The 12,742-nt window shown below is 67.7% G+C and carries 15 protein-coding genes and 1 pseudogene; 13 read left to right on the top strand and 3 right to left on the bottom strand.

Features of this window, described 5'->3' with window-relative positions:
* A pseudogene (locus ACLL81_RS00235) lies at nucleotides 1-746 on the bottom strand (carbamoyl phosphate synthase large subunit); the annotation flags it as partial.
* A 150-nt stretch (nucleotides 747-896) separates the two neighbouring features.
* Between ACLL81_RS00235 and ACLL81_RS00230 the strand changes: the two are divergent.
* Together ACLL81_RS00230 and ACLL81_RS00225 are read left to right on the top strand one after the other, a co-directional pair.
* Nucleotides 897-1,661: a class I SAM-dependent methyltransferase gene (locus ACLL81_RS00230; protein ID WP_411286336.1), complete on the top strand. Its 765-nt coding sequence runs from the start codon at nucleotides 897-899 to the stop codon at nucleotides 1,659-1,661.
* Nucleotides 1,598-1,750 (top strand): hypothetical protein, encoded by a 153-nt coding sequence (locus ACLL81_RS00225; RefSeq protein ID WP_411286335.1) that lies wholly within the window; start codon nucleotides 1,598-1,600, stop codon nucleotides 1,748-1,750. The genes ACLL81_RS00230 and ACLL81_RS00225 overlap by 64 nt, the downstream gene beginning before the upstream one ends.
* 93 nt (nucleotides 1,751-1,843) lie before the next feature.
* Here ACLL81_RS00225 and ACLL81_RS00220 read toward each other — a convergent pair whose 3' ends face one another.
* The gene (locus tag ACLL81_RS00220) at nucleotides 1,844-2,050 is read right to left on the bottom strand and encodes a cold-shock protein (RefSeq protein WP_411286334.1); all 207 of its coding nucleotides are present in this window, start codon (nucleotides 2,048-2,050) and stop codon (nucleotides 1,844-1,846) included.
* A gap of 308 nt (nucleotides 2,051-2,358) precedes the next feature.
* Between ACLL81_RS00220 and ACLL81_RS00215 the strand changes: the two genes are divergently transcribed.
* The 3 genes from ACLL81_RS00215 to ACLL81_RS00205 all read left to right on the top strand — a co-directional run bounded on the left by ACLL81_RS00215 (nucleotide 2,359) and on the right by ACLL81_RS00205 (nucleotide 3,932).
* Entirely contained in the window at nucleotides 2,359-2,556 is a 198-nt protein-coding gene (locus ACLL81_RS00215) for a hypothetical protein (protein ID WP_411286333.1), read from the top strand.
* 117 nt (nucleotides 2,557-2,673) lie between these two features.
* Nucleotides 2,674-3,219 (top strand): sigma-70 family RNA polymerase sigma factor, encoded by a 546-nt coding sequence (locus ACLL81_RS00210; RefSeq protein WP_411286337.1) that lies wholly within the window; start codon nucleotides 2,674-2,676, stop codon nucleotides 3,217-3,219.
* Nucleotides 3,216-3,932: an anti-sigma factor domain-containing protein gene (locus tag ACLL81_RS00205; protein WP_411286332.1), complete on the top strand. Its 717-nt coding sequence runs from the start codon at nucleotides 3,216-3,218 to the stop codon at nucleotides 3,930-3,932. The genes ACLL81_RS00210 and ACLL81_RS00205 overlap by 4 nt, the downstream gene beginning before the upstream one ends.
* 3 nt (nucleotides 3,933-3,935) lie before the next feature.
* Here ACLL81_RS00205 and carA read toward each other — a convergent pair whose 3' ends face one another.
* Nucleotides 3,936-5,102, bottom strand: coding sequence for a glutamine-hydrolyzing carbamoyl-phosphate synthase small subunit (carA, locus tag ACLL81_RS00200; RefSeq protein ID WP_411286331.1), 1,167 nt, complete (start codon nucleotides 5,100-5,102; stop codon nucleotides 3,936-3,938).
* A gap of 96 nt (nucleotides 5,103-5,198) precedes the next feature.
* Here carA and ACLL81_RS00195 point away from each other — a divergent pair, with 96 nt between their 5' ends.
* The 8 genes from ACLL81_RS00195 to ACLL81_RS00160 form a co-directional block, all read left to right on the top strand.
* Complete coding sequence (locus ACLL81_RS00195) at nucleotides 5,199-5,636, top strand: DUF1330 domain-containing protein (RefSeq protein ID WP_411286330.1); 438 nt, start codon at nucleotides 5,199-5,201, stop codon at nucleotides 5,634-5,636.
* Nucleotides 5,637-5,717: 81 nt separating this feature from the next.
* Nucleotides 5,718-5,963 carry a DUF1272 domain-containing protein gene (locus ACLL81_RS00190; RefSeq protein ID WP_411286329.1) on the top strand — a complete coding sequence of 82 codons (246 nt, stop codon included), beginning with the start codon at nucleotides 5,718-5,720 and terminating at the stop codon, nucleotides 5,961-5,963.
* 38 nt (nucleotides 5,964-6,001) lie between these two features.
* Nucleotides 6,002-6,697, top strand: a complete 696-nt coding sequence (locus ACLL81_RS00185; RefSeq protein WP_411286328.1) for an HAD family hydrolase — start codon at nucleotides 6,002-6,004, stop codon at nucleotides 6,695-6,697.
* 35 nt (nucleotides 6,698-6,732) lie between these two features.
* Nucleotides 6,733-8,616 (top strand): DNA primase, encoded by a 1,884-nt coding sequence (gene dnaG, locus ACLL81_RS00180; protein WP_411286327.1) that lies wholly within the window; start codon nucleotides 6,733-6,735, stop codon nucleotides 8,614-8,616.
* A 90-nt stretch (nucleotides 8,617-8,706) separates the two neighbouring features.
* Nucleotides 8,707-10,653: an RNA polymerase sigma factor RpoD gene (gene rpoD / locus ACLL81_RS00175; RefSeq protein WP_411286326.1), complete on the top strand. Its 1,947-nt coding sequence runs from the start codon at nucleotides 8,707-8,709 to the stop codon at nucleotides 10,651-10,653.
* Nucleotides 10,654-10,684: 31 nt separating this feature from the next.
* Nucleotides 10,685-10,936: a FitA-like ribbon-helix-helix domain-containing protein gene (locus tag ACLL81_RS00170; RefSeq protein WP_411286325.1), complete on the top strand. Its 252-nt coding sequence runs from the start codon at nucleotides 10,685-10,687 to the stop codon at nucleotides 10,934-10,936.
* A gap of 20 nt (nucleotides 10,937-10,956) precedes the next feature.
* A complete protein-coding gene (locus ACLL81_RS00165) occupies nucleotides 10,957-11,148 on the top strand; it encodes a type II toxin-antitoxin system RelE/ParE family toxin (protein WP_411286324.1) in 192 nt (63 codons plus the stop codon).
* A gap of 158 nt (nucleotides 11,149-11,306) precedes the next feature.
* On the top strand, nucleotides 11,307-12,742 hold a 1,436-nt coding region (locus tag ACLL81_RS00160; protein WP_411286323.1), incomplete at its 3' end, for a M28 family metallopeptidase.

The following is a 12,742-nucleotide window of genomic DNA, read 5'->3' as shown; positions in this document are numbered from 1 at the left end:
GTGATCGAGTCGCCGGTGTGCACGCCCATCGGGTCGATGTTCTCGATGGAGCAGACGATGATGCAATTGTCCGCCCGGTCGCGGACCACCTCCATCTCGTACTCCTTCCAGCCCAGGACGCTCTCCTCGATGAGCACCTCGGTGGTGGGCGAGATGTCGAGGCCGTGCTCGACGATCTCGCGGAACTCCTCGACGTTGTAGGCGATGCCGCCACCGGTCCCAGCGAGCGTGAACGATGGCCGCACGATGGCCGGCAGGCCGACGAACTCCAGGCCCTCCATGGCCTCGTCCAGGGTGTGGGCCGCCTTGGACTTGGGGCTCTCCAGGCCGATGGCGTCCATGGCGTTGCGGAATTTCTGGCGGTCCTCGGCCTTGTCGATCACCTCGGCCCGCGCGCCAATCATCTCGACGCCGTACTTGGCCAGCACCCCCATGCTCTCGAGCGCGAGCGCGGTGTTCAGCGCGGTCTGCCCCCCCATGGTGGGCAGCAGGGCGTCGGGGCGCTCCTTGGCGATGATCTTCTCGACCGTCTCCGGGGTGATCGGTTCGATGTAGGTGGCGTCGGCCACATCGGGGTCGGTCATGATGGTGGCGGGGTTGGAGTTCACCAGCACGATCCGGTAGCCCTCGGCCCGCAGCGCCTTGCAGGCCTGCACGCCGGAATAGTCGAACTCGCACGCCTGGCCGATGATGATCGGCCCGGCGCCGATTATCAGGATCGAGGAGATGTCGGTGCGTTTGGGCATGATTGTTCGCGCGCAGGGACAACCGCGCGCGCCTTCGCGCCCGGCGTCGGTCAGGACTGTAGGTTAAGGCGCCCGTTTAGAGACGCCAGCGGGGTCGCGCAAGCGGGGCGGCGCGGCGCGTGCGGGAACGCAGGATTGCAAGACGGCTGGATGCTCGACAGAGTGGCGCTTGCGCCGCGGGCGCACAGGGTGGGCGGCATGTATCGCGGAAGATTCGGCATCGTGCGCCGCTTGAGGAAGCTGATGGGGATCGGGGCTTCCCGCCCCCCGCCCGCACGCGATCCCCAGCCGCCGCCGCCCGGACCGGCTGGTGGGCCCGCCGTGGACCTGAAGGGCGCCTATATCCGTCACGTGGAGAACGTGAGGTCGCTCATGTCCCACGACGAGGCGATGTCGGTAGCCGTCGGCGGTGGATTTGAGACGGTTGGGCCCATTGAGGCTGCGCTCTTGCGGCACTACGGCTTGCAGCCTGACGGCTATGTCATCGACGTGGGCTGCGGCTCAGGGCGCCTCGCCAAGCCCCTTTCGGCCTATCTCAACGGGCCCTATCTCGGGATCGACCTGGTGCCGGCGCTACTGGATCACGCGCGGAGCATCGTAGAGCGACCGGACTGGCGCTTCGAGCGGGTCGAGCATATCGGCATCCCGGAGGAGGATGGCCGCGCCGACATGGTCGTGTTCTTTTCGGTGCTGACCCACCTTTTGCACGAGCAGGGCTACTGGTACCTGGAGGAGGCGCGCCGCGTCCTCAAGCCGGGGGCCGGATCATCTTCTCGTTCCTGGATTTCCGCGAGCCGGCGCACTGGCGCGCCTTCACCGACGTCCTTGACGCGCAAAAGGCCGGCGCCGAGATGCATCTCAACGTATTCATCTCGCCGGACTGGATTCCCATCTGGGCGGAGAAGCTCGGCCTGATCGTGGAGGATGTCCGCGCCGCCGCCGATGTGGTGGTGCCGGAAGGCCATCTGGGCCAGGCGCTCTGCGTGCTGCGCAAGCCCGGCTAGCAACCCCGAACGAAAATGGGCCAGCTTGGCAGCCGGCCCATTCCCTTCGAGACTTGGCGGGGCTTTGACGCCTCGCGAATCCATTTTCGTCGCCTAGGCCTGGAGTTGGCCGGCGGAGGTCTTGCCGCTGCGCGGGTCCTTCTCCAGCTCGTAGGTGACTTTCTGGCCTTCGTTCAGAGCCCGCAGGCCCGCACGCTCGACGGCCGAGATGTGCACGAAGATGTCCGCTCCGCCGTCATCCGGTTGGATGAAGCCGTAGCCCTTGGTCCCGTTGAACCATTTCACGGTGCCGGTAGCCATGTAGTCGTCGTCCTTCGATATGTATTTCGATCACGCACAAGTATTTGGCGCGCCGATCAAAGTTCGGATGGGGTCGGGAGGCAGGTCCGGCGCTCTGTGTTGGCGAGCGGGAAGAGTCGGCCGAACCGAAACGAATTCGATGGAATACACCCTGTCGGATTTCCGCCTTCGAGGCAAGACCGCCTGAAAAATCTTAGGTTTTGATGCAACCAACCGCCATTCTACCCATATTGCTCCTATGCGCCGAGTTGTCGGCCGGACAAGTTGGAGACTGCGCGTCCATGACCTTGCTCGAAAAAATCCCCACCATGAGCGACGAGGACGTGAACAACCTGCTGACCAATGCCCGGCGTCTGCACGATGACGGTGACGAGAAGCAGAAGGCCGCCGCAGCGGAGTTGCTGCCGACGCTTGAAGAGGTCGCTGCCGAACGCAAGAGCGTCCGCCTGGAAGCCGCACAGGCCAAGCGCGCCGCCGCCCGCAAGCCGCGCAAGGTCGCCGCCTGATCGCATTCGCGTCCCAGCTGGGCGCGTAAGGGGGTTGCCCCCACGCGGCCCAGCGGGCAGCTTCGCCGAGACGCTGCGGCTTGTCCGCGCCACATCTGAGCTTCGCCCTTGGCCGCCGTGCAGACCCCCGACACGCTCGCTCCGCTGATGTCGCGCATCGCGTCCGGTGACCGCGGCGCCCTGCGACAACTCTACCAAGCGACCTCGGCGAAGCTATTTGGCGTCTGCCTGCGTATCCTCTCTGACCGAGAGGAGTCCGAAGACGTGCTGCAGGAAGTCTATGTCACCGTCTGGCGCCGCGCCGACCGCTTCGACGCGGGCCGGGCGAGCGTGATGACGTGGGTCTCCACCATAGCCCGCAACCGCGCCATCGACCGGCTGCGCGCGCGCGGGCCGTTGGCCTACGCCGATCAGATCGACGACATGGAGATCGCCGACGGCCAGATCGGCGCCGAGGCGCTGCTGTCGGCCGCCGACGACCAGGGCCGGCTGCATAGATGTCTATCCGAGCTCGACAAGCGCACCCAGCAGGTGATCCGCACGGCGTTCTTCGAGGGCGTCACCTATGACGCCCTGGCGCGCCGCATGGACGCCCCGCTGGGCACCGTGAAGAGCTGGATCCGCCGCGGTCTCGCCAAGCTCAAGGGATGCCTCGAGCCATGAGCGAAGCCCCCGACCTGTCCGAAACCGAGGCTCTGGCCGCCGAACACGCCCTGGGCGTGCTGGGCAGCCGCGAGCGCGCCGAGGCTGAAGCCCGAATGGCCCGCGAGCCGGTCTTTGCGCAGGCGGTCGAGGCCTGGCGCGCGCGCCTGGCGCCGCTGCTCGACAGCGTCGCGGCTGTGCCGGCGCCGGCCGGCGTCTGGCCGCGGGTCGAGCGCGCCCTGCCGGCCAACGACAACGCCTCCGGGCGCGGGCTGCGCTTCTGGCGCGGCGCCACCGTGGGCTCGCTTGGCCTCGCCGCCGCCAGCCTCGCCGCCGCCGTGATGCTGGCCAACCGGCCGCCAGTGGTCGTCCAGCCCCCGGCTCCGGGTGCGATCCTCAACGCCAGCCTAAACTCCACTACCGGCGCGCAGCCGCTGTTCGTCGCGGCCTACGATCCCGACCGCAAGGCGCTGATCATCACCTCGCTGGTGCCGCCGACGGGCGATCCGTTGCACGTGCACGAGCTGTGGCTGATCCCCAAGGACGGCAAGCCGCGCTCACTGGGCCTGGTGGCGCCGGGCGTCTCCAAGGCCATGCCGATGCCGCAGACCCTGGATCAGATGGTCGCCGAGGGCGCGGCCCTGGCGGTCTCCGTCGAACCTCCCGGCGGCTCTAGTAGCCCAGAGGGACCCTCGGGCCCGATCGCCGCCATGGGCAAACTCGCGAAGATCTGACGCCTACTTTGCGGCGTCCATGAAGGTTGCGAACCGTTCAAACAAGTAGAGCGAGTCCGTGGGGCCCGGGGAGGCTTCCGGGTGGTGCTGGACGGAGAACACCGGCCGGTCCGTGAGCGCGATGCCGGCGTTGGTGCCGTCAAACAACGAGACGTGGGTCTCCGTCACCGCCTTGGGCAGGCTGTCGCGGTCCACCGTGAAGCCGTGGTTCATGGAGACGATCTCCACCTTGCCGGTGGTCAGGTCTTTCACCGGGTGGTTCGCCCCGTGATGGCCCTGGTCCATCTTCACCGTCCGGGCGCCTAGGGCCATGGACAGCATCTGGTGACCCAGGCAGATGCCGAACACCGGCGTGCCGCTTTCCACAAGCTTGCGGATCTCCGGCACGGCGTATTTCCCGGTGGCGGCCGGGTCGCCGGGGCCGTTCGACAGGAGGACTCCGTCGGGCTTGCGGGCCAGGATGGCCTCGGCGCTGGTCGAGGCCGGCACCACCGTCACCCGCGCCCCCACCGAAGTCAGCGAGCGCAGGATGTTGCGCTTTACCCCGTAGTCGAGGACCACCACCTCGTACTTCGGCTGACCAGCCTTGGCGTAGCCCTCCGGCCAGGTCCACAGGCCTTCCTCGTACACGAACGGCTGCAGGCAGGAGGCGTCCTTGGCGAGGTCAAGGCCTTCCAGGCCGCCCCACGCCAGGGCCTTGGCGATCAGGGCGTCGAGGTCGAACTTTCCCTCAGGATGGTGGGCGATCACGCCATGCGGCATGCCGAGCTCGCGGATCAGCCGGGTGAGCGCGCGGGTGTCGACCCCGGCCAGGCCCACGACGCCGCGCCGGGCCATCCAGGTCTCCAGGCCAGTGTCGGACCGCCAGTTCGCCGGCTTGGTCGGCACGTCGCGGAAGATCGCGCCGCGGGCCGCGGTCTCGGCCGACCCCGACATTTGCTCCAGGTCCTCGACGTTCGTACCGACATTGCCCACGTGGGGGAAGGTGAAGGCGATGATCTGGGCCATGTAGGAGGGGTCGGTGAGGATCTCCTGATAGCCGGTCATGGCGGTGTTAAAGCAGACCTCGCCAACGGCCTCGCCCACCGCGCCGACGCCGATCCCCTGCAGGACGGCGCCGTTGGCCAGGGCCAGCACGCCGGTGACGCCGGGCAGCAGATCGCGGCTCATGGGTGGGCTCCAGTTCCGGGGGCGTCGGGTAGGTAGTGGCTTGCGCGGTTACGGTCAATGTGGCGGGCTCAAAGCTCACAAGAGAGGGACGCGCTCATGGCCGAGGGGCACATCGATCCGGACCGGCAGGCCTGGGATCTCTTCAGGTCCCTGCCCAGGGATGAGCCGATCCAGATGCTCAACCTGGTGCGGCTGAAGCCCCGCGCAGAATATCCGGCCGACCACCCCGATCACGGCAGGGGCCTGACCGGTTTGGACGCCTATCGTGCCTATGGCCGCACCACCGCGCCGATCTTCCAGCGGGTGGGCGGGCGCCAGATCTGGGCTGGGAAACCGCAGGTTATGGTGACGGGGCCGCAGGACGAGGCCTGGGACCTGGCGTTCATCGCCGAATACCCCGGCTCGGCGGCCTTTATCGAAATGGTCCGCGACCCGGACTACCGCGAGTTCGTCAAGCACCGCACGGCCGGCGTGGCCGACTCCCGCCTGCTGCGCCTCGCCCCCGTCACGCCGGGTGAGGGGTTCGGAGAGTGACGGCAGGAAACGCGGGAAAGATGTCGTTTCAGCTGCTCGGCCCGGATGGCAGATAGCGCCTGACCACGAGGAGTGCCCGGGATGCTCGCGCTTCGGCCCAACTGTGAGTGCTGCGACCGCGACCTGCCGCCGGAGAGCCCGGATGCCCGCATCTGCACCTTCGAATGCACCTTTTGCGCGGACTGCGTCGACACTCGGCTGGGGGGCGTATGCCCCAACTGCGGCGGCGACTTCGCTGTGCGGCCAATCCGGCCGGCTGCGGCGCTGGCGCGGTTCCCGGCCTCCACGGAACGGGTAAGCAAGCCGCACAAGGCCTGCGCCGCCTGAGCTTCCCGCAAGCGCCGCGGATCGGCTAAGACCGCGCCATGCGCATCACCACGGTCGGCCTTGATGCCGACGACACGCTTTGGCACAACGAGACGATCTTCCGGCTCACCCAGGATCGGTTTCGCGACCTGATGTCCGAGGTGGCCCCGCCCGAGGTGCTGGAGGCCCGGCTGGCCGCGGTGGAGACCCGCAACCTCGCGCTCTATGGGTACGGGGTGAAGGGCTTCACCCTGTCGTTGATCGAGACCGCCATGGAACTGACCGGGGGCGATCCGCCCGGCCGGATCATCGCCGACATCCTGGCCGCCGGCCGCGAGATGCTGGGCCATCCGGTGGAGCCCTTACCCGGCGTCGACCAGGCGCTCGCCGCACTTTCACAGAGCTACCGCCTGGTGCTGATCACCAAGGGCGACCTCCTGCATCAGGAACAGAAGCTGGCGGCCTCTGGCCTGGGTGATCTGTTCGTGGCCGTGGAGATCGTCAGCGAGAAGGATGCATCGACCTATGAGCGGGTCTTCGCCCGCCATGGAACCGGCGCGGCGGAAGCGGTGATGTGCGGCAACTCCATGCGCTCCGACATCCTGCCGGCGCTCGCCACCGGCGCTTTCGCCGCCCACGTGCCCTATGCGCTCACCTGGGCGCATGAGATGGCTGACGCGCCCAAGGACCATCCGCGGTTCGCGGAGTTGGGTTGCATAGCCGAGCTTCCGGGCTGGATCCGCAGCCTTGCCTAGCGGCGACTCTGCTGCGTTGCGCTATCATTGCCGCCGTGCGCTTTGACGAACGCTTCATCGACGAGATCAAGTCCCGCCTTCGACCGTCCGACCTGATCGGCAAGACGGTGAAGCTGCGCAAGCAGGGGCGCGAGTTCGTGGGCCTGTCGCCCTTCACCAAGGAGAAGACGCCGTCCTTCTACGTGAACGACGAGAAGGGCCAGTTCTTCGACTTCTCGTCGGGCAAGACCGGCGACCTGATCACCTTCCTGCAGGAAACCCAGCGGCTGTCGTTCACCGAGGCCGTCGAGCAGCTGGCCGCCGAGGCCGGCGTGGCGCTCCCCGCCGTCGATCCTCGCGCGGTGGAGCAGGAGAAGGTGCGTCAGGGCCTCTCCGAATGGCTGGAACTTGCCGCCCAGTGGTTCGAGGGGGAACTTCGCCGCCCGGCCGGCCGCGAGGCCCGGGCCTATCTGGAGAAGCGCGGCCTGCCTGAGGCGGACTGGGCGCGGTTTCGGCTGGGATTCTCGCCGCCCGGCCGCACGGCGCTGAAGGACTATCTGATCACCAAGGGCGCGCGGCCGGGGGAGCTGATCGACGCCGGCCTGTTGATCGCGCCGGAGGACGGGGGCGCCCCCTACGACCGATTTCGCGACCGGATCATCTTCCCGATCGGCGACCAGCGGGGGCGGGTAGTGTCGTTCGGCGGCCGGGCGATGGATCCGCAGGCCCGCGCCAAGTACCTGAACGGGCCGGAGACCTCGGTCTTCCACAAGGGCCACCTGCTCTATGGCCTGGCGGAGGCGCGCAAGATCCTGGCCGCGGCGCCGAGCGGTGACAGCCCGCCGTTGCTGGTGGTGGAAGGTTACATGGACGCCATCGCCTGCCATCGGGCGAACCTGCCGGCGGTGGCGCCTATGGGCACGGCGCTGACCGAAGAGCAGATGGAGATGCTGTGGCGCCACCACCCGGAGCCGACCCTGTCCTTCGACGGCGACCGGGCCGGACGCCAGGCGGCGGCGCGAACCATGGACCGGGCCCTGCCGCTGCTGAAACCAGGCAAGAGCTTCAAGTTCGCCATCGTCGAGGGGGGCAAGGACCCCGACGAGGTGCTGCGCGAGCAAGGGCCGACAGCCCTGCAGCAGCAGCTCGCCGCCACGACCGGATTTGCGGACGCCCTGTTCATCCGCGAGCGCGACCTGGAGGCCTTGGACACGCCCGAGCGGCGGGCCGGGCTGAAGGGCCGGCTGCGGGCCGCCGCCAATGTCATCTTCGACAAGGACCTGCAGCAGGCCTACCGCGAGGCGCTACTGCAGCGGTTCGACCAATTGTTCGCCCGGGCGCCGCGCGCTCAGCCCGATCAGGGCCGCCGCCGGCCGGGCCCCGGCGGGCGCTGGACCGGCCCCGCCTGGATCGAGCCCTCGACGCCCGAGGGCAAGGCTGCGGCGAAACGCCTCTCCCGGGGTCTGGACCCGTCCGCGGCCGCCCTGGCGCGGCACGCCATGGACGATCCACAGGTGCTGGACGACCACCTGGAGGACGCCTTCACCGCCAAGGGTTTCGGCGATCCGGGGCTAGTGGCGCTGGCCCGGGAGATCATTCGCCTTCGTCTGGAGGCGGATCACCTTGACAGGGACGCCTTGCAACGCCATCTGGCGGCGTGCGGGTTTAGCGCGCTTTTGACAGACATCGATCGGGCCGCCGCGACTTCCGGCGCGCCACTTTTGAAAAATGATGTCTCCCTCGATGTGCGGAGATCCCAGTGGTCGCGCCTCTTCGCCGCCCTTTCGAGGGTGGCGGCGTTGGACGACGCCATCGACGCTGCGAAGGGAAACCTTCGGGGCCGGTCGGACATGGCGGCGTTTGAACGCCTCAAAGGTGAGCGCGACGCACTGAAGCGCGCGATCAGAGCGGGAACGATTTGGGCGGAAGACGGGTCGTAAGGTCGCGGGCCATCGCGAACCGACCGCGGGACAACAATTTCATCGGCCCGCGCCTCGCCTGAGGCGCGCCAGCCGGTATCGGAGAACTCGATGAGCACCAATACGGCCGAAGCGGAAACGCCAGAGACCACCGGTGGCGACGGGCCGCTGCTCGACCTCACGGACGCCGCGGTCAAGAAGTTCATCAAGCAGGCCAAGGCCCGCGGCTACGTCACCATGGACGAGCTGAACAAGGTGCTGCCTTCCGAGGAAGTCACCTCCGAGGCCATCGAAGACACCCTGGCCATGCTGTCGGAGATGGGCGTCAACGTCGTCGAGGCCGAAGAAGACGCCGAGGGCGGCGAGGTCGTGGTCCGCGAGGAAACCGCGGTGGCCGAGACCACCAAGGAGCCGGCCTACGACCGCACCGACGATCCGGTGCGCATGTACCTGCGCGAGATGGGCTCGGTTGAGCTCCTGTCCCGGGAAGGCGAGATCGCCATCGCCAAGCGCATCGAGGCCGGCCGCGACACCATGATCCGGGGGCTGTGCGAGAGTGCCCTGACCTTCGAGGCCATCATGGTCTGGCGCGAGGAACTGGGCTCCGGCCGCATCCTGCTGCGCGAGGTGATCGACCTGGAGCAGACCTATGGCGGCGTGAACGCCGCGGCCGCCGAGGAACTGGCCGCCGCCGCCCCGCCCGAGCCCGAACCCACCGCCGAAGTCACCGAGGACGGCGAGGCCATCGCCAAGGCCGAGGGCGACGACGACGACGATTTCGACGACGGCGCGGGCCCGACCATCAGCGCCATGGAAGGCGAACTGCGCGAAGGCGTCATGGCGACCCTGGACGCCATCGCCGGCGAGTTCGAGCGCTTCCGGCTCTTGCAGGAGAAGCTGGTCAACCAGCGCCTCAAGGGCCAGGACCTATCCGACGCTGACCGCAAGGCCTATCAGGCCGCGACCACCACAATCGTCCAGCACCTGAAGACCCTGAAGCTGAACAACAACCGCATCGAGGCTCTGGTCGAACAACTCTATGCGATCAACAAGCGCCTGATGGGCCTGGAAGGCCGCCTGCTGCGGCTGGCCGACAGCTACGGCATCAGCCGCACCGAGTTCCTGAAGGCCTATTTCGGCGCCGAGATGCGTCCCGACTGGGCCGACCAGGTCAAGACGCTGGGCGTGCGCTGGACCAAGTTCGCGGAGAACGACGCCGGCCAGATCGGCGACATCCGCCACGAGGTGGCTGCGCTGGCCACCGAGACCGGCGTACCGATCGACGACTACCGCCGCATCGTCCAGACCGTCCAGAAAGGCGAGCGCGAGGCCCGCCAGGCCAAGAAGGAGATGGTTGAGGCCAACCTTCGCCTGGTGATCTCCATCGCCAAGAAATACACCAACCGCGGCCTGCAGTTCCTGGACCTGATCCAGGAGGGCAACATCGGCCTGATGAAGGCGGTGGACAAGTTCGAGTACCGCCGCGGTTACAAGTTCTCTACCTACGCCACCTGGTGGATCCGTCAGGCGATCACCCGCTCGATCGCCGACCAGGCCCGCACCATCCGCATCCCGGTCCACATGATCGAGACGATCAACAAGATCGTCCGCACCAGCCGCCAGATGCTGCACGAGATCGGCCGCGAGCCGACCCCGGAAGAGCTGGCCGAGAAGCTGGCCATGCCGCTGGAGAAGGTCCGCAAGGTCCTGAAGATCGCCAAGGAGCCGATCAGCCTGGAAACCCCGATCGGGGACGAGGAAGACAGCCACCTGGGCGACTTCATCGAGGACAAGAACGCCATCCTGCCCATCGACGCGGCCATTCAGTCCAACCTGCGGGAAACCACCACCCGGGTGCTGGCCAGCCTGACGCCCCGCGAGGAACGCGTCCTGCGCATGCGCTTCGGCATCGGCATGAACACCGACCACACCCTCGAGGAAGTGGGCCAGCAGTTCAGCGTGACCCGCGAACGCATCCGTCAGATCGAGGCCAAGGCGCTGCGCAAGCTGAAACACCCGAGCCGCTCGCGGAAGCTGCGCAGCTTCCTCGACAGTTGACGATCAGCGCCGTCGGGATGAGCATCCGCCCATGGCCGACGGCGAACTGACCCTGAAACTCGACGATGCTACCGCCCGCCGCCTCAAGGCGGCGGCGGATGCGGCTGGGCGGTCGGTGGATGAGTACGCCCGGGCGCTGATTGCCGATGGTCTGGATGATCGATGGTCGGAGTCGCTTCGGCGGCTTGAGGAGTATGATCAGACCGGCGAGAGCCTTTCGGTCCAGGAAGCGCTCGAGCACTTCGACAACACGCTGCAAGGCCGGCTGGCGACCCCGCGTTGACCCGGGAGGTCAGGCTCTCTGTGCGGGCGCGGATCGACCTTGAGCGCCTGGTCGACTTTCTGATCGACAAGAACCCCAACGCGGCACGACGGGCTCGTCAAACCTTGGCGGCCGCCTTGGTGTCTCTGGAGGCGTTTGCCGACCGGGGCCGCCAAGGGCCGCGCGTCGACCTTCGCGAACTTCCAATCCGTTTTGGGGCGCGGCCTATGTGATCCAGTATCGAGTGGCGTCTGAGAGCGTGTTGGTGACCCACATCTTCCACAGCCGTGAAGGCGGGTAGGTGCGTAACAATCCACCCCGTCGTTACAGCAACTTAATGCCACCCCGCGCGGCCCTCGCCTAAGCTCTCCCCAACGATCGGGAGGCCGCGATGAGTCTGGGCAGGGTGATGGTGGCGGCGGGCGCGCTGGCGATGGCGGCGACGCAAGCCTGGTCCGCCGAGCCGTCCGCGGCCGAGGCCCAGAAGAGCGCCGACAACATCAAGGCCCACGTCACCTTCCTGGCCAGCGACCTGCTGGAGGGCCGGGAAGCCGGCTCGCGCGGATACGATATCGCCGCGGCCTATGCGGCCTCGCAGATGGCGCAGTTGGGCTTGAAGCCCGGCGGCGACAAGGGGAGCTATTTCCAGCACGTGCCGATGGTGGCCTTCCAGGCCGCGGACCGGGGGACCTTCGTCCTGCGCGACAAGGCGGGCAAGGCCACGCCCCTGGTGTTCGGCGAGGACTATCTGGTGGGCCGCAATCCGGTGGCGGCGCAGACCAAGGTGTCGGCGCGTCTGGTCTTCGTTGGCTTCGGCGTCGTGGCGCCCGAGCACCGGCGCAACGACTATGCGGGCCTCGACGTGAAGGGGAAGATCGTCGTGGCGCTGTCGGGCGCGCCGTCCGCCTACCAGACCGAGGAGCGGGCCTACTATTCCAGTGGCCGGACCAAACGCGCCCAGGCAGAGGCGCGGGGGGCGGTGGGCTTTATTCAGGTCAATACGCCCGGCGACGAGAAGCTCTATCCCTTCGCCAACTCGGCCCGCCAGTGGAAGTCCTGGGGCATGAGCTGGCGCACCCTCGCCGGCGCAGCCTTCGCGGTGGCCCCAACGGTGCCGACCCTGGCCTCCATCAGCGTGAAGGGCGCCGAGAAGCTTTTCGCGGGCGCGCCCGCCGATCTGAAACGCATCACCGAGATGGCGCAGTCCAAGGCCCAGGACCCGCCGCGCTTCGTGCTGCCCGTGACCCTGGACGCCAGCTTCGCCACCACCATCAAGCCGGTGGAGAGCTCAAACGTCGTGGGCCTGATCGAGGGGGCCGACCCCAAGCTGAAGGATCAGGTGGTGGTGCTCAGCGCCCACCTGGATCACCTGGGGATCAGCGAGCCGGTCAACGGTGACGCCATCAACAACGGCGCGCTCGACAACGCGGCGGGCAGCGCCGTCACCCTGGAGGTGGCGCGCATGTTCATGGCCGCCACCCAGAAGCCCAAGCGTACAATTCTCTTCCTGTTGGATACCGGCGAGGAGAAGGGCTTGGTGGGGGCGGAGTACTTCGCGCGCAACCCAACTGTGCCGCTCTCCAGCATCGTGGCCGACGTCGACCTCGACATGCCGATCTTGACCTATGACTTCACCGACGTGATCGCCTTCGGCGCCGAGCGGTCCAGCATCGGGCCGGCGGCGCGGCGCGCGGCGATGGGGATGGGGTTGACGCTGTTGCCCGACCCGATGCCGGAGGAGGGGCTGTTCACCCGCTCAGACCACTACCGGTTCGTGGAGGTCGGCGTGCCGGCGGTCTTCTTCATGACCGGCTTCGCCAATGGCGG

It is taken from the genome of Phenylobacterium sp. (assembly GCF_046590535.1).
Taxonomy (GTDB): Bacteria; Pseudomonadota; Alphaproteobacteria; order Caulobacterales; family Caulobacteraceae; genus Phenylobacterium.
The sequence above is the reverse complement of the archived record's forward strand: the minus strand, read 5'-3'. Positions and strand labels throughout refer to the sequence as shown.